General features: G+C 61.1%; 26 protein-coding genes and 1 pseudogene. 13 read left to right on the top strand and 14 right to left on the bottom strand.

All coding sequences use genetic code 11. From position 1 onward, the window contains the following. Positions 1 to 126, top strand: a pseudogene (locus MOV76_RS30805) (MFS transporter); the annotation flags it as partial. Between the two features lie 242 nt (positions 127 to 368). Here the strand turns inward: MOV76_RS30805 and MOV76_RS30800 are convergent. Then, positions 369 to 674: a Dabb family protein gene (locus MOV76_RS30800; RefSeq protein WP_247265952.1), complete on the bottom strand. Its 306-nt coding sequence runs from the start codon at positions 672 to 674 to the stop codon at positions 369 to 371. Positions 675 to 694: 20 nt separating this feature from the next. Further along, positions 695 to 1,381: a hypothetical protein gene (locus MOV76_RS30795; protein ID WP_247265951.1), complete on the bottom strand. Its 687-nt coding sequence runs from the start codon at positions 1,379 to 1,381 to the stop codon at positions 695 to 697. A gap of 156 nt (positions 1,382 to 1,537) precedes the next feature. Between MOV76_RS30795 and MOV76_RS39895 the strand changes: the two genes are divergently transcribed. Next, on the top strand, positions 1,538 to 1,669 hold the full coding sequence (locus tag MOV76_RS39895; protein WP_018241303.1) for a hypothetical protein: 132 nt from the start codon (positions 1,538 to 1,540) through the stop codon (positions 1,667 to 1,669). Between the two features lie 124 nt (positions 1,670 to 1,793). On the opposite strand, the gene MOV76_RS30790 is transcribed toward MOV76_RS39895, so the two are convergent. From MOV76_RS30790 to MOV76_RS30775, 4 genes are all read right to left on the bottom strand, one after another. Then, positions 1,794 to 2,354 (bottom strand): TetR/AcrR family transcriptional regulator, encoded by a 561-nt coding sequence (locus MOV76_RS30790; protein ID WP_247265950.1) that lies wholly within the window; start codon positions 2,352 to 2,354, stop codon positions 1,794 to 1,796. A 22-nt stretch (positions 2,355 to 2,376) separates the two neighbouring features. Next, on the bottom strand, positions 2,377 to 2,838 hold the full coding sequence (locus tag MOV76_RS30785) for a nuclear transport factor 2 family protein (RefSeq protein WP_112906387.1): 462 nt from the start codon (positions 2,836 to 2,838) through the stop codon (positions 2,377 to 2,379). Positions 2,839 to 2,945: 107 nt separating this feature from the next. After that, positions 2,946 to 3,899, bottom strand: a complete 954-nt coding sequence (locus MOV76_RS30780) for a pyridoxamine 5'-phosphate oxidase family protein (RefSeq protein WP_222283949.1) — start codon at positions 3,897 to 3,899, stop codon at positions 2,946 to 2,948. Positions 3,900 to 3,959: 60 nt separating this feature from the next. Next, a complete protein-coding gene (locus MOV76_RS30775) occupies positions 3,960 to 4,571 on the bottom strand; it encodes a glutathione S-transferase family protein (RefSeq protein WP_131702262.1) in 612 nt (203 codons plus the stop codon). Between the two features lie 143 nt (positions 4,572 to 4,714). Between MOV76_RS30775 and MOV76_RS30770 the strand changes: the two genes are divergently transcribed. Next, positions 4,715 to 5,614, top strand: a complete 900-nt coding sequence (locus tag MOV76_RS30770; RefSeq protein ID WP_131702261.1) for a LysR family transcriptional regulator — start codon at positions 4,715 to 4,717, stop codon at positions 5,612 to 5,614. Positions 5,615 to 5,703: 89 nt separating this feature from the next. Here the strand turns inward: MOV76_RS30770 and MOV76_RS30765 are convergent, their stop codons facing one another. Then, a complete protein-coding gene (locus MOV76_RS30765; RefSeq protein WP_017990843.1) occupies positions 5,704 to 6,072 on the bottom strand; it encodes a DUF983 domain-containing protein in 369 nt (122 codons plus the stop codon). A gap of 318 nt (positions 6,073 to 6,390) precedes the next feature. Continuing rightward, on the bottom strand, positions 6,391 to 7,794 hold the full coding sequence (locus tag MOV76_RS30760; RefSeq protein ID WP_026188325.1) for a PLP-dependent aminotransferase family protein: 1,404 nt from the start codon (positions 7,792 to 7,794) through the stop codon (positions 6,391 to 6,393). Positions 7,795 to 8,181: 387 nt separating this feature from the next. Between MOV76_RS30760 and MOV76_RS30755 the strand changes: the two genes are divergently transcribed. Continuing rightward, positions 8,182 to 9,087 (top strand): S1C family serine protease, encoded by a 906-nt coding sequence (locus MOV76_RS30755; RefSeq protein ID WP_018241295.1) that lies wholly within the window; start codon positions 8,182 to 8,184, stop codon positions 9,085 to 9,087. A gap of 70 nt (positions 9,088 to 9,157) precedes the next feature. Here the strand turns inward: MOV76_RS30755 and MOV76_RS30750 are convergent, their stop codons facing one another. Next, complete coding sequence (locus MOV76_RS30750) at positions 9,158 to 10,159, bottom strand: LacI family DNA-binding transcriptional regulator (RefSeq protein ID WP_247265949.1); 1,002 nt, start codon at positions 10,157 to 10,159, stop codon at positions 9,158 to 9,160. Positions 10,160 to 10,363: 204 nt separating this feature from the next. Here MOV76_RS30750 and MOV76_RS30745 point away from each other — a divergent pair, with 204 nt between their 5' ends. From MOV76_RS30745 to MOV76_RS30735, 3 genes are all read left to right on the top strand, one after another. Continuing rightward, the gene (locus MOV76_RS30745) at positions 10,364 to 11,278 is read left to right on the top strand and encodes a sugar phosphate isomerase/epimerase (RefSeq protein ID WP_047619719.1); all 915 of its coding nucleotides are present in this window, start codon (positions 10,364 to 10,366) and stop codon (positions 11,276 to 11,278) included. Positions 11,279 to 11,320: 42 nt separating this feature from the next. Beyond that, a complete protein-coding gene (locus MOV76_RS30740) occupies positions 11,321 to 12,244 on the top strand; it encodes a TIM barrel protein (protein ID WP_247265948.1) in 924 nt (307 codons plus the stop codon). 107 nt (positions 12,245 to 12,351) lie between these two features. Continuing rightward, positions 12,352 to 13,515 carry a Gfo/Idh/MocA family protein gene (locus MOV76_RS30735; protein ID WP_247265947.1) on the top strand — a complete coding sequence of 388 codons (1,164 nt, stop codon included), beginning with the start codon at positions 12,352 to 12,354 and terminating at the stop codon, positions 13,513 to 13,515. Between the two features lie 104 nt (positions 13,516 to 13,619). On the opposite strand, the gene MOV76_RS30730 is transcribed toward MOV76_RS30735, so the two are convergent. The 4 genes from MOV76_RS30730 to groES form a co-directional block, all read right to left on the bottom strand. Next, positions 13,620 to 13,790, bottom strand: a complete 171-nt coding sequence (locus MOV76_RS30730; RefSeq protein ID WP_165403082.1) for a hypothetical protein — start codon at positions 13,788 to 13,790, stop codon at positions 13,620 to 13,622. Between the two features lie 66 nt (positions 13,791 to 13,856). Continuing rightward, a complete protein-coding gene (locus tag MOV76_RS30725; protein ID WP_247265946.1) occupies positions 13,857 to 14,249 on the bottom strand; it encodes a hypothetical protein in 393 nt (130 codons plus the stop codon). A 65-nt stretch (positions 14,250 to 14,314) separates the two neighbouring features. After that, positions 14,315 to 15,949, bottom strand: coding sequence for a chaperonin GroEL (groL, locus tag MOV76_RS30720; protein ID WP_247265945.1), 1,635 nt, complete (start codon positions 15,947 to 15,949; stop codon positions 14,315 to 14,317). A gap of 48 nt (positions 15,950 to 15,997) precedes the next feature. Next, positions 15,998 to 16,315: a co-chaperone GroES gene (gene groES, locus MOV76_RS30715; protein ID WP_003557889.1), complete on the bottom strand. Its 318-nt coding sequence runs from the start codon at positions 16,313 to 16,315 to the stop codon at positions 15,998 to 16,000. Between the two features lie 512 nt (positions 16,316 to 16,827). Here groES and MOV76_RS30710 point away from each other — a divergent pair. The 6 genes from MOV76_RS30710 to MOV76_RS30685 all read left to right on the top strand — a co-directional run bounded on the left by MOV76_RS30710 (position 16,828) and on the right by MOV76_RS30685 (position 19,439). Further along, complete coding sequence (locus MOV76_RS30710) at positions 16,828 to 17,091, top strand: hypothetical protein (protein ID WP_112906375.1); 264 nt, start codon at positions 16,828 to 16,830, stop codon at positions 17,089 to 17,091. Beyond that, complete coding sequence (locus tag MOV76_RS30705) at positions 17,088 to 17,423, top strand: hypothetical protein (protein ID WP_247265944.1); 336 nt, start codon at positions 17,088 to 17,090, stop codon at positions 17,421 to 17,423. The genes MOV76_RS30710 and MOV76_RS30705 overlap by 4 nt, the downstream gene beginning before the upstream one ends. After that, a complete protein-coding gene (locus MOV76_RS30700) occupies positions 17,420 to 17,737 on the top strand; it encodes a hypothetical protein (RefSeq protein ID WP_112906374.1) in 318 nt (105 codons plus the stop codon). Before MOV76_RS30705 ends, MOV76_RS30700 begins: the two co-directional genes overlap by 4 nt. Continuing rightward, positions 17,728 to 18,003, top strand: coding sequence for a DUF1488 domain-containing protein (locus MOV76_RS30695; RefSeq protein ID WP_247265943.1), 276 nt, complete (start codon positions 17,728 to 17,730; stop codon positions 18,001 to 18,003). The genes MOV76_RS30700 and MOV76_RS30695 overlap by 10 nt, the downstream gene beginning before the upstream one ends. A 27-nt stretch (positions 18,004 to 18,030) precedes the next feature. After that, the gene (locus MOV76_RS30690) at positions 18,031 to 18,873 is read left to right on the top strand and encodes a transglutaminase family protein (protein ID WP_028733886.1); all 843 of its coding nucleotides are present in this window, start codon (positions 18,031 to 18,033) and stop codon (positions 18,871 to 18,873) included. Between the two features lie 185 nt (positions 18,874 to 19,058). Continuing rightward, complete coding sequence (locus tag MOV76_RS30685) at positions 19,059 to 19,439, top strand: VOC family protein (RefSeq protein ID WP_112906371.1); 381 nt, start codon at positions 19,059 to 19,061, stop codon at positions 19,437 to 19,439. 7 nt (positions 19,440 to 19,446) lie between these two features. Here the strand turns inward: MOV76_RS30685 and MOV76_RS30680 are convergent. Beyond that, positions 19,447 to 20,260 (bottom strand): LysR substrate-binding domain-containing protein (locus MOV76_RS30680; RefSeq protein ID WP_247265942.1); only part of this gene is annotated, 814 nt, incomplete at its 5' end.

Genomic DNA, 20,260 nt, shown 5'->3' with positions numbered 1-20,260 from the left:
GGCACCGGCCCGGCGCTCGCCGCCTGCGCCGTTCTCGCAGCCTTGTCGCTGGCCTTCGTGCTAATGCTGATGGCGCTGGTGCGCGGCGCCCGCGCATCAGAGTCAGCCATTCTTAAGGTTTCTTGATTATCATCTCAGCATGGGCGAGAGCGGCTTTCCGTCCATGCGCCGCAACCGCTGCTGCAGCCAGACCATGAACCAGAAGCCGCTTTTGACGAATCTTTTGAATCGCTTGCCGCCGCTTTTTCGAAAGTTGAGTCGGAGGACTCAGAAGTTGAGTCAGCTTCGCAACGAACCGAATCCGGACAATCATTCATCCATTTGAAATTTCAACGGAATGCGGCTCGGCAGCCGGATGCCTGCAGGCGTCAGAGCGGCCGCGTCACCGCCGTGCGACTGTCGTAGTCGGCGGCGATGCGCTTTTCGCGGAGCGGCCGCACGCGGTCGATCGAGAGCTGGTAATCGGGATGCGCCTTATAGGCGGCAAGGGCCGCCTCATCGTCGAACTCGCCATAGACCACGAGATCGATCTCTGTGCCCAGCTGATCGGTCTTCACATTGGTGCCGATTTCCAACAGCCGCGCATGCGGGATGTCGGTCAGTATAGAAAGCCCGGCCCTCACCTCCTGCAGATGTTCCTCCTGCACAGTGAAGAAGACGATATGACGGATCACGCGGAAGCTCCTGTCAGATTTCAGAGTCTCAGCCGGGCGATAACACGCGAGCCCCAGGCCTTCAACCGCGCGAGCATGCCATGCGCAGCATCGGGACGTATCGCCGCATCGAAGGCCATGGCGTAGCTTGCCAGCTTTTCCGCCCGGTCGGTGCCATTGACGATGCGGCGGGCATTCACCCAATCCGCGGTCGTCGCGTTCAGATGATCGGCGAGCTTGTGGCCGGTAAAACTGCCCTGCAGCATACCTTCGATTAGGATCGTCACCGCCGCATCCATCTCCATCGCCCGGTCGGGATCGGCAACGAGGTCGATCCCGGTCAGCACGCTCATCGCCTCATAGTTCCGCTTATGGGTGAGCTGCACCAGGCCGCGGCCGAGCCAGCTGCAGCCATCCTCGTCCGGCCGCCAGTAGGGTGTCTTCACCCAGGAGAGCCGGCCTGCCGCGAAGGCCGTCTCCAGGATCTCGACCGCGCGCGCATCGCTTTCCGCCAGCGTCTCCCGCACCGGCTGCATCGTGTAGGCGGTCTCATGGTAAGCGGTTGCGAGGATATAGGCGAGCCACCGCCGGTCGGCTCCAGCAAACCGCTCTTCCCAGGCGTCGAGAATCGCTGTGATGCCCACTACCTGAGGCTGAGTCAGGTTTCCTTTGAAGAGCTGGTGCCGTACCGTATCGAAAAAGAATGTCCGGTCCATGTGGACAACCATTCCGCGCTTCCCTCGAATATCATGGTTAAAACCGTCTTAATCGATTAAATTCGATTTAATCGTTTAAAGTGTTTAAGCCACTGATTTACACGCCTTTTGTCTTGTGCAATGCATCTCACTGCCCCGAAGCCTTACTACGAACAGAGGAGACTTCCGATGCAGACGCCGGCCAATACCCAAACCACCATTCCCCAGCATGTCGTCGACCAGATGGAAAACGAATGGCGCCAGATTCGCCCTGAACGGGAAAATACGCGCCCGGCCCAGCAGCCTCAACAACAACGCTGAAATATACGCAAAGCGGTACCAATGTAAGCTCGAGCGCTGCCCAGCGCCCGATCAATGCCCCGGCCAGTCGATCGTGGCCGGGTGAATTTTCACAGGGCAGTAGACGTCCCAGCGGTTTGCCCTCTCATCGCATCACAGCACCGAGCCGTTTCGCCAGCGTGTCCAACGATCGGGTGAAAACCATCCTATCGTCCAGCGCACGCGACAGCACCAGCGCACCCTGAATACCGGAGACGCTCTCCTCGGCGAGCATTTGCGCCTCCTCCTCCGGGCAGCCTGCCCGCATCAGCGCCGAACGCAAGGCTTCGATCCAGCGGCTGAAATAGTCGCCGATCGCTGCCGAAAACCGCTCGCGGGTCTCGTCAAGCGCAAAGGCACCGACCAGGCAGATGCGGCGGCCGGAGCGGAAGTAGTCGTTCACATGCGTCCACATCGCCGCGATCGCCTCACGGGCATCCCCATTTCTCAACGGTTGATAGATCGCTTGTTCGAACCAGCCATCGACATCGGCGAGTACGGCACCCGCCATCTCCTCCTTGCCGCCGGGGAAGAAGTGGTAAAGGCTGCCCTTGCCGATGCCGGTGCGTTCGGTGATACGGCTGAGCGACGTGCCTTCATAGCCGAGCTCGCGGAAGATTTCGGCGAGCAGCGGGACGACGTCGGCGCGTTCGTAGACAGTTTTCACCCGCGAACTTCCCTTGGCTTGATCAGAGACCGAGTTCGGTCAGACCGGGATGGTCGTCCGGCCGCCGGCCGAGCGGCCAGTGGTACTTGCGCTCCGATTCCCGGATCGGCAGGTCGTTGATGCAGGCGAAGCGGCGCTGCATCAAGCCGGCGGCGTCGAACTCCCAGTTCTCGTTGCCATAGGAGCGGAACCAGTTGCCGCTGTCATCATGCCATTCATAGGCGAAGCGCACGGCGATGCGATTGTCGGTGAAGGCCCAGATCTCCTTGATCAGCCGGTAATCCAGCTCCTTGGCCCATTTGCGGGTGAGGAAAGCGACGATTTCGGCGCGGCCGGTGATGAATTCGGCGCGATTCCGCCAGCGGCTGTCCGGCGTATAGACGAGCGAGACGCGCTCGGGATCGCGGCTGTTCCAGCCATCCTCGGCAAGGCGGACTTTCTGGGTGGCGGTTTCAAGGGTGAAGGGCGGGACAAGGCTGGACATGATCACTCCTGTACTGAACGGTTATCACTGTACTGATTGGTACAATCATTGGCAAGCCGCTTCGAAGCGATGTTCGCCCGGGATCGAGAGGCAGCCAAGGGGCACCCTCACCCGCGGGAACGGCGCAGCAGATCCACGCTCTCCTTCCGCCACCGCAACGGCAGAGCATCCGGGCGAAGCACGATCTCTTCCGGCGTGAAACGCCATAGCCGTTCTGCTCCCTGAAAGGTGGCGATATCGGGCGAATCCAGCAGCACTTCGGCATTTCCCGTCATCTGCAGCATATCGCCGGTTTCGAAATCGACGAAGACCAACCCCGCCTTCGAATTGACGAGGATATTGCCAAGCGTGTTGAAGAACCGATTGCCGGCAAAATCGGGAATGGTCAGCACGCTGTCGGCGCCGACACGCACGAAGCCGGCATTGCCGCCGCGATGGGACACGTCCACCTGCCGCTCGCCATTGTCGCGGTCGACGTAGGAGGCGACGAAAAACGTATCGGCGCCCTCGACTATCCCCAGCGCCCGATCGTCGAGTTGACCGGAATGAAGCGGTTGCGTCGCCGTCGGCATATCGGGATCGCGGATAAAGGCGGCAGAGCGAGGCTGGATATATTGCGGGCAATTGCCGAAGCTCTGGCCGACGCGAACGTCAAAACCTTTAGCGTCCGTCCTGCGGATCACGCCGTTCAGGCGGTTACGCCGCCGGGTCTCGAGCTGGATGCCAAGCATGGCGATCGCGTCGCCATCCTCCATGCCGGCATCGGCAGGATCGGCCGGGTCGCGCGGCAGGCCGACCTCAAGGATCTCCGGCTCAGGCGAGGCCATGAAGCCCGGTCGCTCAGCCCTTACCGTTGCCCAGACATCACCCTTGGCATCGACGGCGCCGAGCACGACGAAAGGCAGCATCGGAAAAAAGGCGCGGTGCTGTTCCGGCATGGCCTTGCGGACGAAATTCCGTCCCGGCCCGTCCATGCGTTCGACGACACCGACGCTGCGCTGGATGGCGAGTTCGCCCTCATGCCAGGGTGACGGCGCGTCCTGTTCTGTCTGCTCCAGCATCTCGATCTCCTTGCAGGTATCGTTGGGGAAAGCGGGACGGTAATCCGTCCCGGCGGTTTCTCATGCGGCAAGGCCGATTTTCGTCCTGCGAAAACCGACGAAGCCCGGCAGCGCCTCGATACGCGCAAGCCAGGCGCGCACCGCCTGATAGGCCGAGGTGTCGACATTGCCCTCCGGCGCATTGGCGATGTAGCTGTAGAGTGCAATATCGGCGATCGTCGCATTGTCGCCGAGCAGAAAGCGGCGAGCGCCCAGTTCCGCCTCGACCAGTGCGAGAATGCGGTGCGCCCGGGCGATTACCTCGTCGGTGCGAAAATCGGCGCCGAAGACGGTAACCAGGCGCGCAGCACAGGGTCCGTAGGCGATCTCGCCCGCAGCAACTGAGAGCCACTTCTGTATCCGGGCCGCTGCCACCGCTTCTTCCGGCAGCCAGTCGGTGCGGCCGTATTTGCGCGCGAGATAGACGAGGATGGCAGAGGAATCGGCGATGACGACCCCATTGTCGTCGAGGACCGGCACCTGGCCAAAGGGATTGAGCTTCAGAAAGTCCGGCGCCTTGTGAGCGCCGGCTGCCAGGTCGACCTCGACCAGTTCATAGGGCACGCCAAGCAGCGATAGGAACAGATGAGCCCGGTGTGCATGACCGGAGAGCGGATGATGGTAGAGTTTCATGATGGTTCCTCTGGTCTTTCGATCGACGGGACGCGGTTGGCGATGGCCGCTTCGAACCATCTGCGGCGTAATTTACTGCCTTCCACCAGACTGCAGTAGAATGCTAATCTGGAAGGCATGTTACCAATTCATGGAAGGATAGAATGGACCGTCTCGACGCCATGACCGTGCTTCTTGCCGTTGTCGAACAGGGCAGCCTCTCGGCCGCCTCACGGCATCTGCGATCCCCGCTCGCAACCGTCAGCCGCAAGGTTTCGGAACTGGAAGCACATCTCAACGCCCAACTGCTGCAACGGAGCAACCGGAAGATCACGCTGACGGAGGCCGGCCGCTCCTATGTCGAGGCGGCGCGGGAAATTCTCGATCGGGTGGAAGAGGCGGAACGGACGGCGGCCGGCGAATATAGTGCGCCAAAGGGCGAACTGACGATGACCGCGCCGATCGTCTTCGGTCGGCTGCATGTCTTACCTGTCGTGGTGGATTTCCTGAAAGCCTATCCCGATATCAATCTGCGGCTGATGCTTGGCGACCGACTGTCGAACCTCGTCGAGGATCATATCGACGTGGCGCTTAGGATCGGCAACCTGCCGGACAGCAACCTGATCGCCACAAGGCTCGGCGCGATCCGCCGCACGGTCTATGCCAGCCCCGATTATCTCAAGCGGCACGCCCTCCCTCGGCATCCAGGCGATCTCGCCGCGCATGACTGCGTCACCTTCGAGGGCATGGCCTCGATGCTGAGCTGGACATTCACCGAGAGCAAACGCGATCTCACAGTACCGATCCGCTCGCGGCTTGCCGTCAACACCGCCGAGGCGGCGGTAGACGCAGCTGTTGCCGGCCTCGGCATCACCCGCGTGCTCTCCTACCAGGCCGCACGCGCCGAGAGCGCCGGCCTGCTGGTGCCGCTGCTTGCCGATTTCGAACCACCGCCGGCGCCGGTGCATCTCGTCTATCCCGCGCAGGGACTGGTGCCGCTGAAGCTGCGGGCGCTGCTCGATTTCGCAACGCCGCGCCTGCGCGCGACGCTCAACAGGCCCTAAAGCGCGTCTCGATCTTTCAGATTCGCCCCTCAGGCTTTCGGTCTTTGTTTTGACGCATGTCGTTTTCGCAACACCGCTGCACAGTTGCTTTAGGCGAGCTTGCCCTCTTCCGCCTTGTAGAAATACTGGCTGGCGACCAGCCAGCCCTTCAGCGGCCGCAGCGGCGGAATGCAGGTGGCGAGCATGAAGGGGCCGGTGACCAGAAGCTGCACCCAGATCGGCGCCGAAAAGGCCACCTCCAGCCAGACGCCGAGCAGCACGCTCGGTATGCAGGCGAAGCAGATGACGAAGAAGGCCGGACCGTCGGCAGGATCGGCGAAGGAATAGTCGAGGCCGCAGACCTCGCATTCCGGCTGCAGTGTCAGGAAGCCCTTGAACATATGACCCTGGCCGCAGCGCGGGCAGCGCCCCCTGATGCCGGTCTGTATCGGAGGAAGTGGGGGATATTCCGTATCCATGACGATCTCGCTTTCCTGTGCCGCGGACATTGATGCACTCAATGTCTTAAATGAATGCATCCAATATAATTACATTGGAAAGAAATTACCAGTCAATTCGCCAGAATGCCGCAGAACTCCCAGCGCAGGCCGGCAGCAAAGCTGACTGCAGATTTCTGAAGCAGCATTTGGGGCTGCAGCCAGGCTTGGCAGCCTGGGCAGTTCAAACGTGAACGTGACGGATATGCTTCGCCATCCCCGGACAGCTTAGGGTGCGGCCGATCTGATTCCCGACTGCTTCCGGATTTCGTCAGTGCCAGCCCGTGGCGGAATTCTGCGTCAGAAGAACGACGCCGCCATTTCCGGTGGGCCTTCCAGCGCATGGGCCATGAATTCCAGTGCGCCCTGCAGTTTCTCCCGGGTGATCGGTCCGCCAAGGCAGACGCGTACGGCCTCGGGTGCGACGCCCTCGACCGTGAAGGCATCGCTTGCGACGACGCCGATGCCGGAAGAACGAGTATGGCTGCCGAAGGTGGAGCGGGTCCAGCCATTGGAGAGCGGCAGCCAGATGTTGAAGCTGATCGGATCGGCGCGGTAGCTGCCGGCCGGCAGGATGGCAGCAACCATTTGCTGGCGGGCGGCCGCCTCAGCACGGATGAAACGCAGGATCGTATCGGCGGTGCCGTCCTCGATCCAGCGGGTGGCGAGCGCCACGGTCAATGGCGAGGCCATGACATTGTTGGCGCGCATGGCGCTGACGAAGGGCCACACGGCCTTGCTGTCCGGCGCCACGACATAGGCAAGGCGCAGACCCGCGCCGATGCATTTCGCCAGCCCGCCGATATGCCAGGTCAGATCGGGCGCCATGGCGGCGAGCGGCGCCGGGCCCTGCTGCGGAATAAAGCCGTAGGCATCGTCTTCGACGATCGGCACGTGATATTTGCGGGCAACGGCGCAGATCTCCTCGCGGCGCCTGGCCGGGATGGTCAGCGTCGTCGGGTTCTGCAGCGTCGGATTGAGATAGAGCGCTTTCGGTTTCAATCTCTCACAGGCGTCTGCAAAGGCGTCCGGCAAGATACCGTCCTCGTCCATCGGCAGGCCGGTCAGATTGAGCCGCAGCTGGGCGGCGATCGAGCGCATACCGGGATAGGTGATGACTTCCGAAAGCACGGTCTCGCCCGGTTTTGCCAGCAGGCCAAAGATCGCCAGCAGGGCCGGATGGGCGCCTGGTGTGACGAAGATCCGCTCCTGCGAGGGCACCAGCCCGCGACGGCTGAGCCAGGAGGCTGCAGCCTCCTTGTCCATGCTGGAGCCGCCGAAACCCTGGTAGCGCAGCAGCGGAATGAGGCTCGCCACCACTGCCGACATGCCCTCGCGCATGCGGGCGATCAGTTCCGGATCATCCGGTTCCGGCGGCATGTTCATCGAGAAATCGACGACGGAGGCGCGGCGGGGATCGGGCGCGGCGTCGGGTGCGAAGCCCTGGCGCTCCTTGTCCGCACCACCGGTGACGAAAGTGCCTCGGCCGACATGCGAATCCACAAGCCCGCGCTTCTGCGCCTCGACATAACCTCTGGCTACCGTCGTGAAATCGACATTCAGCCGCTTGGCGAGTTCACGTTGCGGCGGCAGCCGGTCCCCAACCACCAGGTGCCCGCTGCGCAGATCCATTTCGATCACATCGGCGATCGCCATATAACGGGGGCTGCTGCTGCGGCTGAGATCGGGATGCCAGTCTTTCATGTCGTGATCCGTGTCAGTCTGATTCCTGATAGGATTGACCGTATATTGTTGCACAGTGCCACTGTCATCAAAAAATATCATACCCACAAGTTTGAAGAGGATGGTCGATGGAATGACGCAGCGTTGCGCCGTGTGAGATTTTACGAAAATCGCAGATTCCAACCGATTTGATCGCGGATTGAATGCGTTGCGCATTCCCTTACGGAATCGACGGTTCCCCGCACCGATAGCCGCTTCGATATTTCCACGTTTCCAGCGCATCATCAAATGCGGCGGCGGAAATTCCCTCCGCCACAGCCTTGCCTCCGCCCATCCATCTTCTTACTTATTCAGGGTGGAATGCGCCGGATTTCGGCCTTTCGCGCCGGCGCCCATCGGGATGAAAGCATGAATATCGATCCGATTTTGCGGTCAGTCGTGGCCGTCCGTTCGTCCATTCCGGAAGATGCCTTCACGGCGGAGACGCTCGGCACTGTCCGGGAAGGCAGCGGCGTGGTTATTCGCGACAACGGGCTGGTGCTGACCATCGGTTATCTCATCACCGAGGCCGAAGAGGTCTGGCTGACGACCCATGACGGGCGCGTGGTTCCCGCGCATGCGCTTGCCTATGATCAGGAAAGCGGCTTCGGCCTGGTCCAGGCGCTCGGGGCCCTGAATGCCCCGGCGGTGGATCTCGGTGACGCGGCGACAGCCAAGCCCGGCGATCCCGTCGTGCTTGCCGATGGCATCGGAGAATTCGTCGAGGCAAATATCGTCGCCCGGCAGGAATTCGCCGGCTATTGGGAATATCTGCTGGACGAGGCGATTTTCACGGCACCAGCCCATCCCTCATGGGGCGGCGCGGCGCTGATCGGTTCGGACGGCAAGCTTCTCGGCATCGGTTCGCTTCGCCTGCAGATGAGCGATGGCGACGAGGTTGCCGATATCAACATGGTCGTGCCGATAGACCTTTTGCCGCCAATCCTTGACGATCTCTTGAACCGCGGCCAGGTCAACAAGCCGCCGCGGCCTTGGCTCGGCGCCTTCTCTGCCGAGAGCAATGGCGGCGTGGTGGTCATGAGCGTGGCCGAAGGCGGTCCGGCGGCCCAGGCGGGCCTGCGTCAGGGCGATATCATTTCGGAGATCCGCGACGAAGAGGTCGATGGCCTGGCCGATTTCTACCGCAAGCTCTGGAGCAGCGGCCCGGCCGGCGCCGAAATCCCCATGCGGATTCTCAGGAACGGCCGGGAAGCCTGGCTGCGCATCAAATCCGCCGACCGCAACAGCTTTCTCAGAAAGCCGCAGCTGCAGTAAGGCTGCGTCCAGCGTCGTGAAAGCCGCTGGCGCTCATTCGAGCGGATTGTCCGGGCATCCTTATCCCGCCTCAGAGATTTTCCGATGTGATCGTCAGGAAGCGCACCGGCTCGGCGCTGACCTCCACCTCGATGAGACCGAGCCTGCTCAGGGCAAGGTCTATCGATCGCCTTGCCTGGACCTCCGGCGCCTGGTCGAGCACGATCGACATGATGCCACGACTGAGATAGTCCTGCGTCTGCTCCGTCAATTCGTGGCCGACCCAGAACGGCCGCCTAGCCTTGTTTGCCTCGAGCACCCTGGCAACACCCTTGTTGTCGCCGCCGGCACTATAGACGCCGATGATGCCGGGCTCCCGCCGGAGTGCCGCTTGCAGCAGCTCCATAGCGTTGTGCTCATCATCAAGGTCGAACATGACCTCGATGAAACGATGTTCGTTTGAACCATTCTCGGAGAGATAGTTGGAGAAGCCGCGGATCCGCTCCTTATGGTTCTCATAGGCGCCGCTGTGGCAGAGAGCGACGAACGAACCGGGGCGCTGCGCCAGCATGCCCGACATGTAGTGAGCCGCGGTGCGTCCGGCAGCATAATTGTCGATGCCGACATAGGGCAGTTCGGGGGCCGGACGGGTCATGATCTGAACGACGGGGATGCCGAGACCGGCCGCCTTCCGCACGCTGGTGACGACATCGGCATGGTCGGGCGCAACCACGATCAGCGCCGACCGGCGTGCCGTCGGGTTGGCGATATAGCGGGCGAATTGCGCCGGCTCGTTCTCGCGGACGAAGGTGCGGTGAACGGTGATGCTATCGTCGAGCGAGGCGGCGATGCGCTCGAACGCCCGGTTCAAACGCGAATAGAAGCTGGTCTCCGGGCGAACCAGGATCACCTCTATCCGGATCAGGCCGCGATGGGCGACCGGCAGGCTTTGCCGGTATTCAAGCCGTCTTGCCGCCAGGAAGACTTTCTCCACCGTCTCCGGCCGCACGCCGCCGCGGCCGTTAAGGACGCGCTCCACGGTCGCGGTGCCAACGCCGGCGTGCCGTGCGACATCCTTCAAAGTCACCTTCATCAGGGCTCACTCACTCCCAAAGCTGACACAGCAGAGCATCGGCATGCTCTGGCGTCAATGATCAAATTTGATCAAGGAAGCATTGGAGTATCGGGGTGCCGCAGCAGTATCGTGCTGGCAATCCGGGAGGAGCACCGGTCGGTCCAAAACGAGATCAAGGATCATCCGCCGGCGCGAAGCGGCCGGGGATGACGGAGGAGCCAGATGAAGATCGCACTCGACCCGCATATGCACCGTCACCTCAACCTGCGCGACCTCTGCCGCAAGGCGGCGGAGCTCGGCTATGAGCATATCGAGCTTTCACCGCGCGACGATTTTCTGCCCTGGTGGGTGCGCCCGCGGGCACACAAGGAACGCATTGCGGAATTCAAGGCGGCCCTGAAGGATCACGGCGTCCAGCTCGCCTCGATCCTGCCGATGTATCGCTGGGCGAGCCCGCATGAGGATGAGCGGCAGGCCGCAGTGCGCTACTGGAAGGAAGCGATCGCGATCGCCGCCGAAATGGGCTGCGATACGATGAACTCGGAATTCGGCCGCGGCCCGTCGCCGGATCGCAGCCACCGCGCCAGCTGCTGCGGCGGCATGCATACCCACGAGCACAGCGAGGCTGCCTGGTGGCGCTCGATAGAAGAGCTCGTTCCGGTGTTCGAGCGCGAGGGCGTCACGCTCAACATGGAACCGCATCCGGAAGACTGGTGCGAAACGCTGCATCCGGCGATCGACATGCTGAAGACCATCGGCTCGAAGAACGTCAAATTCCTCTACTGCGCGCCGCATACCTTTTATTTCGGTGACGATATGGCGCGGATGATCCGCGATGCCGGCCCGCTGATCGCCCATGTGCATGTGGCCGATACCTATAATCACAAGGCGTCATCCGGGCTGCGCTACATCATCAATCCGCCGGGCGCGAAGGTCACCATCCATCAGCACATGGATATGTACCAGGGCGAGATCAATTGGGATGTCTTCTTCTCCTCGCTCGCCGCAGTCGGGTTCGACGGCATCATCACCGCCTGCGTCTTCGGCTGGGAGGAGCGCGCCGACGATTCCGGGCGCTTCATGCGCTCCGAAATTCAAAAATATGTCGACAAATACTGGCCCGGGAAACTTGGCTGATCGCCAACATCCGCCCCGGCACCCACTATCAGGAATAAAACCGTGACCATCACGATTACGACAGCCCCCTGCTGCTGGGGCGTTGATGACGTCAACAATCCAAACCTTCCCTCCTGGGAACGCGTCTTCGACGAGGCGGCGGCAGCCGGCTATGGCGGCCTTGAACTCGGGCCCTATGGTTACGTGCCGCTCGATGATGCGCTCGTCGCAAAGGCGCTCACCGAGCGCAATCTCTTCATCGTCGCCGGCACGATCTTCGACGATCTGGTCTCTCCTGAAAATCGGGAGACATTGCTGCGGCAGACGGACGAAATCTGCGCCGTTATCACCAGGCTGCCGCAGCCGGAACAGGTGGCGGGCCAGCGGTTCAAGACGCCCTATCTCACGGTCATGGACTGGGGGCACGACGAACGGGACTATGCTGCCGGCCATTCCGATCGTGCGCCGCGTCTCGATGACAAGGCCTGGGCCGGGATGGTCGCCAACATCACGGCGATCGCCGAACTCGCTCGGCGGAAATACGGCGTGCGCGCGGTCATCCACCCGCATGCGGGCGGCTATATCGAATTTGCCGATGAAATCGAGCGGGTGGCAGGTGACATTCCGCAGGAGATCGCCGGCTTCTGCCTCGACACCGGCCATAGCTATTATGCCGGCATGGATCCGGTCGAGATGCTTCGCCGCTATGCCGACAGGCTGGACTACGTCCACTTCAAGGATATCGACCAGGGCGTCTTCGACCGTGTGCTGGGTGAAAGGATCCGCTTCTTCGAGGCCTGCGGACAGGGCGTCATGTGCCCGATCGGCCGCGGGGTCATCGATTATCCCGCCGTCAAGCGGACGCTCGAGGAGATCGGCTATCACGGCTTCATCACCGTCGAGCAGGAGCGCGATCCGCTCAATGTCGCCGGCAGCCTCGAAGATGTGAAGCAAAGCCGCGATTACCTCAGGTCGGTCGGGTTCTAGAGCATTTCCGTTTTTCTTCGAAACACGGAAACGCTCCATCTCTGTTTTGCGCAATTCCGGACGCAAAACCGCTGCGCACTTTTGCTGGAATTGCTAGGGAAAAAACTATGACGAATAACAGGAAAAAGCCGATCCGCTGGGGCATGGTCGGCGGCGGCAAAGGCAGCCAGATCGGCTATATTCATCGCTCGGCGGCGCATCGCGACGACGTCTTTGTCCTTGTGGCGGGTGCCTTCGATATCGATCCCGAACGCGGCCGCGCCTTCGGCCTCGATCTCGGGCTCGACGAAGCCAGGAGCTACCGGGACTATGCGACTATGTTTGCAGCCGAAGCCGGGCGGGCCGACGGCATCGAGGCCGTGTCGATCGCGACACCCAACAACACCCATTTCGCGATCTGCAAGGCAGCACTCGAACATGATCTGCATGTGATCTGCGAAAAGCCGCTTTGCTTCACGATCGCCGAGGCCGAAGAACTGAAGACGCTTTCCCAGGCGCGCGGCCGTATCGTCGGCGTGACCTACGGCTATGCCGGCCACCAGATGATCGAGCAGGCGCGCGCCATGGTCAGGAATGGTGATCTCGGCGAGATTCGCATCGTCAACCTGCAATTCGCCCATGGCTTCCATAGCGCTGCGGTGGAGGAGCAGAACCCCTCGACGCGCTGGCGCGTCGATCCGAAATTCGCAGGCCCCAGCTATGTCCTCGGCGATGTCGGGACCCACCCGCTTTACATCGCCAAGGTCATCCTGCCGCACCTGAAGATCCGGCGTCTGCTCTGCACCCGCCAGAGCTTCGTCAAAAGCCGAGCGCCGCTGGAAGACAATGCGGTGACCCTGATGGAATATGACAATGGCGCGATCGCCACCATCTGGTCGAGCGCCGTCAATGCCGGCTCCATGCACGGCCAGAAGATCCGCATCGTCGGCTCGAAGGCCAGTATCGAATGGTGGGACGAGCGGCCGAACCAGCTGTCTTACGAGATCCAGGGCGAACCGGCTCGCATCCTCGAGCGCGGCATGGACTATCTCTATCCCGAGGCCAGGATCGACGACCGGATCGGCGGCGGTCACCCGGAAGGTCTCTTCGAAGCCTGGGCGAACCTCTATCGCCGCTTCGGCTTTGCCATCAACAGAGAGCGCGGCCTCGCCCCTGCCGGGATCGAAGACCTCGTCTTTCCCGATGTCGATGCCGGATTGGAAGGGGTACGCTGGGTGGAAAACTGCGTGCGTTCCGCCGACGCTGGCGGGATCTGGCTGGATTATCGCTAGGTCTTCAAGGAGCGCCCTGGTACGTCCCTGCCCTCAGATCGCGCCATATGCCGGCTTACACGGCTGCGCTGGAGACCTGTTCAAAGACGCCTTTCCATACCCTCTCAGATAAGCGGATCGTCATCTTCCGTTGCCTGCGGCGGGCGGCGTCGCGTGCTGTCGTTGGCGGCTTTCTTATGCTCGTCGGCAGCTGCCTCGCGGATTTTCTGGAAGCGGTTGTCGCCGGCGTCGTCTGCGGGTGGCTGCGGGTCGCTCTTTTTCACAAAACGGATCATTGGTCATTTCCTGCCTTGAGAGTGGAAGCGCTCCGCACACATATTGGAGCGCTCTGAAAAATGGTGTCAGATGGCAAGCGCGGTGGCGCAGGCCTGAACACTTCGGCTGTCGGGTGAGGTCTGCCCAGGCATGGTCGCCCAACCGCCGGCCTCGACAAACTGACGCTGCTTGTAGCCTTCGGTAATCGCTTTGAACTCGATCAGTTTAGCGCCCGCATCCGGCGCCGCATTGAACCGTTCGACGCAAATGGCGGACGCCAGTTCTCCGCGTGCAACGTCGCCGGCGGCGGCTGCCGCTTTGCTTGACGTGCCGCCTGTTACCCAACCTCCCCAGCTGAAGCCGATAATCATCGTGGCGATTGCCGTGACGACGCAGGCCCAGACGAGAAGCGTCTTGGATGGCTGGTAACTGTCGAAACGCTGGGTGATCGATGTCTTGCTGCTGCTGTGAACGGACATTGGAATTCTCCCTGTCTATTGTTCGGGTTGCGCCGTCCGGCCACGCCGGACGGTTCAGGCTGTTCTCAGTATCCCATATCGCCCATGCCGCCATTTCCGGCTGAAGGGGCGGAGTCTCTTGCGGGAATGTCAGCGATCATCACCTCGGCGGTGATCAGAAGCGCCGCAATCGAGCCGGCGTCCTGCAGAGCGGTGCGCACGACCTTGGCGGGATCGACGATGCCGGCCTCGATCATATCGACATAGGTCTCCGTCTGTGCGTCGAAGCCCTGATTGTGGTTATTGCTGCCCGCGAGTTTTCCAACGACGATGGAGCCCTCGAACCCGGCATTGTCGGCGATCTGCCGGATCGGCGCTTCGAGCGCCCTGAGCACGATCGAGATGCCCGCCGTCACGTCGGCGTTCTCCCCGGTCAGGCCCGTGAGCGCCGACTTGGCGCGCAACAGTGCCACGCCGCCGCCGGGCACGATGCCCTCTTCGACCGCCGCACGGGTGGCGTTCAGCGCATCGTCGATGCGGTCCTTCTTTTCCTTGACCTCCGTCTCGGTCGCGCCGCCGACGCGGATGACCGCGACGCCGCCGGCGAGTTTCGCCAGGCGTTCCTGCAGCTTTTCCTTGTCGTAATCGGAGGTAGTCTCCTCGATCTGCGCCTTGATCTGCTGGATACGAGCCTGGATGGCCGCTTTCTCGCCGGAGCCGTCGATGATCGTGGTGGATTCCTTGTCGATCAGCACGCGCTTGGCGTGGCCGAGCATATCGAGCGTGACGTTGTCGAGCTTGATGCCGAGATCCTCGGAAATCATCTGGCCTGATGTGAGCACTGCAATGTCTTCCAGCATGGCCTTACGGCGATCGCCGAAGCCCGGCGCCTTGACGGCTGCGACCTTAAGGCCGCCGCGCAGCTTGTTGACAACAAGCGTCGCCAGCGCCTCGCCTTCGACGTCCTCCGAGATGAGGAGCAGCGGTTTGCCGGTCTGTACGACGGCTTCCAGAATCGGCAGCATCGCCTGCAGACTGCCGAGTTTCTTCTCGTGAACGAGGATATAGGGATCCTCCAGTTCCACGCGCATCTTCTCGGCATTGGTGACGAAATAGGGTGAGAGATAGCCGCGGTCGAACTGCATACCCTCGACGACGTCGAGTTCGGTCTCGGCAGTTCGCGCCTCTTCGACTGTTATGACGCCCTCATTGCCGACCTTGTCCATCGCCTTGGCGATCATCTCGCCGATGGCGGCGTCGCCATTGGCGGCAATGGTGCCGACCTGGGCGATCTCGCTTGACGATTTGACCTTCATCGCCCTCGCCTTGATTTCCTTGACGACGGCGGTAACGCCGAGATCGATGCCGCGCCGGAGATCCATAGGGTTCATGCCGGCAGCGACGAGCTTTGCGCCTTCGCGGAAGATGGATGCGGCGAGAACAGTTGCCGTGGTCGTGCCGTCGCCGGCAAGATCATTGGTCTTCGAAGCCACCTCGCGCACCATTTGCGCGCCCATGTTCTCGAACTTGTCCGCGAGCTCGATCTCCTTGGCGACGCTGACGCCGTCCTTGGTAATGCGCGGTGCGCCATAGGCCTTGTCAATGACGACGTTGCGACCCTTCGGGCCAAGCGTCACCTTGACGGCGTTGTTGAGCAATTCGACGCCGCGCAGCAGGCGGTCGCGCGCGTCGTTGGAGAATCTGATTTCCTTGGCAGACATGATATTTCTTCCCAGTTCAGTCTTGAGATGCGGTCACAAATTCGACTCTCAGGCGGCTTTGTCGGCAGCCGCCTCGGTCTTTTCGACGATGCCCATGATGTCGGTCTCCTTCATGATCAGAAGGGTTTCGCCATCGATCGTGACCTCTGTCCCCGACCATTTTCCAAACAGAATGAGATCACCGACCTCGACATCGAGCGGGACCAGATTGCCGCTTTTGTCGCGAAGGCCCGGGCCGACTGCGACCACTTCGCCTTGCTGCGGCTTCTCCTTGGCGGTGTCTGGAATGATGATCCCGCCCTTGGATTTGACATCGCCTTCCGCACGTCGAATGACGACGCGGTCGTGAAGTGAACGGAATTTCATAGAGGTCTTTCTGCTGCCGGCGCGTATGGCGGCTGCAACTCATAAATAACACTCGTGGCACTCGATTGATAGGAGTGCCAAGAAATATTATTCGCGGAGGAATTTTTTCGAGATATTCAGGAAATCAATCCGACCGGATATTTTGTAATAATCAGGAAATGAATAGAATTTTATACGCCATCGCGCTTCGTTTTATTTTCCTGAACGAAGAGTTAATTTGGCGTTTTTTATAGATAAATCAGAATTTATCTTGATTTAAACTCAATAGAGGCGCAATGATAGGTTTCGTCGATTTGGCCAACTTGGCTTCGCGGTGTCAGAGACCTACGACCCGCCATCACCACTGAATTCTCGACAGCGATCCATGACGTCGTTCCGGCGTTGAGTTCGCCTGTTCCGATCCGGAATGAGCTTGGCGCTGACCGCGGATGTACCGGCAGCCTCGAGTTCGTCCGGTTCGGATCTCAACGATACAGGAAACGCATCGGTGTATTCCTGCGGAGGCCTCAGCAGTGACAAGTCGCACCACACAAACCGTCGTCCGCTTTTCATCCCCATTCCGCCTGCCCGGTTTCGACGCGGCGCAGCCAGCCGGAGAATACCGCGTCGATTATGACGAGGAATTGATCGAAAGCGTTTCCAGGCTTGCCTGGCGACGGGTCGGCGCCTTCATCCACCTGCCGGCGATCGCCGCGCAGAGTTCGACGCAGCAGATGATGCCTATCCACCTGTCAGATCTCGAAACCGTGCTCGAAAAGGACCACAAACCGTCATGACCGCTACGCGCATCCCGCAACGCAATGGACGCTCAGTCCGGCGCGAGGCAGCAACACATATCTTCAAGGTGGGGCAGACTGTCCGGGTGAAGGACGGGTTCTTGGTCGTTCCCTCCAAGCTTCCCGCCACATACCGCATTACCGCCACGCTGCCTCTGAGAGGAAATGTGCTGCAATACCGCATCCGTAGTGACGATGAACGTCATGAGCGGGTCGCGACGGAAGATAGCCTGGAACTGGTAAACCTATCGCCCGCCGGCAGCGGCGCAACACTGATCGAGAGGACGTTTGGCCAAGGCCGCGGCCCGAATGACGAAAGGTTGACATCGTGAACAGCCATGGAGACGAAGCCGAACGAAGACGGAATGCCTTTGCCGTCCACACATGGGAAGCGCCCGGCCGCTACTCCATGGAGATCGAACACGACCGCCGGATCGAATCCGCCCGTTCGTGGACCGTCTATCGTGTTTCTGCAAGCGTTCCCGTACACGCCGACCATGCCATGATCGGCAAGGGCCGTTCGGAGGCCGGGAAAGACATGATGTCCTTCAATCTCCTCAACATAGGATACCGGAAGGAATGGTTGAGGCTGTCGGGCGCCGCTCGGAGTGCTCGTAAGAGCCCGCCGGTCCAACCATGGCGCTAGCTTTTCTGAACCAAAGCCGAAGCTTCGATGCTGTGAGAAATGCTGTGCGCTTCGTCGGCCATGACGGCATGTTCCAGGTGTTGTTCTTCATCGAGATTGGCGCACTGGCGAAATCCGATGCCTCATTGCAAAGAACCGAGCCTTCGGAAACGAGGTGGCTTTCCTCCTTCGACGCCCTGCGCAACTCCATTCAGGACGTGGCGCACAAAGCCTATTCCTACCGCCGCCGCGCCTTCTATACTCTAACTGCGGCGGATTTCCGCTAGACGGATCCGGACGCGCGAGAACGCTCCATGTTGATCCGTTACGGCTATGAAATGACGTTGACCTGCCCGCAGCCGACCGCATTGGTATGCCTGTTGTCGGTTCATGAGGATCGTGCGGCCGACATCAGAATTCCGGAAACGGTATTCACCACGCCCGATGTTCCCACTTCGACTTATCGCGACCTCTTCGGCAACCGCTGTCTTCGGCTGGTTGCCCCAGCGGGCGACCTGACCATATGGGGCGATGCGACGATCGAAGACGACGGCAAACCGGACAGGTCGCTGCCAGGCGCCAGGGAACTCCCGGTTTCGGAGTTGCCGGATGATTGCCTCGTCTACCTGATGGGCAGCCGCTATTGCGAAACGGATCGTCTCAGTCAAATTGCGTGGGATATGTTCGGCACCGTCTCACCCGGCTGGGGCCGCGTTCAGGCGATCTGCGATTTCGTTCACGGCCATATCCAATTCGACTACATGCAGGCGCGATCGACGCGGACAGCCTTCGAGGCGTTCCACGAACGCGTCGGCGTCTGTCGCGACTTTGCGCATCTCGCGGTGGCGTTGTGCCGTTGCCTCAACATTCCTGCCCGATATATCAATGGCCATCTCGGCGACATCGGCATTCCCGTCGTCGATCCGATGGACTTCAGCGCCTGGATCGAGGTCTTCCTTGACGGTGCATGGCATGCATTCGATCCGCGCAACAACACACCGCGGATCGGTCGCATCATCGTCGCACGCGGGCGCGATGCCGCCGACATACCGCTCATCAATTCCTTCGGACCGCATGTGCTGAAGGCGTTTCGAGTCTGGACCTATGAGGTGACGGAGCTGCAGCAGATGCAAAGCGTCGCCGAGGGCGCTGTTTAGAACGAGACCTGGGCGGAGGCGGCAATGTCCGGCCGCAGGCTTTGCCGCAGGCGGCAGCAGTCGTGGGGCTGCCTATCCCACACACTTTTGCGCGACATGCTTTAGAACAGCGGTTGAAAGATGTTGGCGTCGAGCCATCTTGGGTGTGAGCAGTCATTAGCGGAAGATAGGGAGTTTCGCAGTCCATGTTCGATCATATTTCCATCGGCGTAAAAGACCTCGAAAGAGCCCGCCGTTTCTACGATGCGGCGCTAACGCCGCTCGGATATGAGCGCCTCTCCAATTCCGACACCACGATCGGCTACGGCCTGGAAACGGTCGGGCTCTGGGTGATGCAGGTTGAACAACCTGTTGTTGCCGACATGCGATCCGGGCTGCATTTCTGCTTCGTCGCCCCGAACGAGGCTGCGGTCGATGCCTTTCACGCGGCGGCCGTCGCATCTGGCGGCACGGATAATGGTGAACCGGGTATCCGGCCGGATTACGGGCGCTTCTATTATGCCGCCTTCATCATCGACCCCGACGGCTATCGCCTCGAAGCTTATTTCCACAAAGGCGAGCTATAACGGACCGTCAGGCAGCGGCTCTCGGAATGGATACGCAGCAGCCGGAAGCTTCGAGCGCCTTATTGGCTACATCGATGAACAGGCGACGGAACCAGCGCGCCCGGCCGTCCGTCTGGTCGACTCGGCGATAAAGCATCGTCACGGGATCGGTCGGCAGCGAAAGCGGCGGCTCGCAAAGCATCAGCCCATGTAACTGCGCCATGCAGCGACCGATCGATTCCGGCACGGTGGCAATGGCGGGCATCGCCTTCAGCACCATCGGCAGAGCGGAAAAGCGCGGGACGGTCGCCACCACCTGTCTCACATCGCCGGTGCGGTTCAGCGCCATGTCGATACCGGTCGAGGTGTTGCCTTCGAACGAGACGGTGACATGCGCGACATTGGCGAAATCCTTGAGGCTCAACGGCGCCTTCAGCCCGAGCTGAGCTTCATCGTAGATGCAGATCGAGACTTGGTCGAACAGCGGCGCGCGAATGTGCCAGGAGGCGGGTTCGTCATGCATCGCGACGCTAAAATCGAAGACGCCTTCATCCAGCCGGCGTGCGGCATCGCGCTTTTCGGAAGCGATGCCGATCAGCCGGGCGCCGGGTGAAAGCTGGAGAAGACGGGCGGCGAGCGGGCCGAAGAAGGCCGATTCAAGATTGTCGCACATGCCGATGCGGAACTCGCCCTGCCAGCTTGCCGGATCGAATTCGGCCTGTGGGCGGATGGCGCGCTCGATGCCCGACAGCGCATCCTCGATCGCCGGGGCGATGGAAAGAGCGCGCGGCGTCGGCTGCAGGCCGCGGCCGACACGCACGAACAACTCGTCGTCCAGCGCT

This window comes from Rhizobium sp. PRIMUS64 (genome assembly GCF_023006465.1).
GTDB lineage: Bacteria > Pseudomonadota > Alphaproteobacteria > Rhizobiales > Rhizobiaceae > Rhizobium > Rhizobium leguminosarum.
This window is presented reverse-complemented; position numbering and strand designations above follow the sequence as displayed.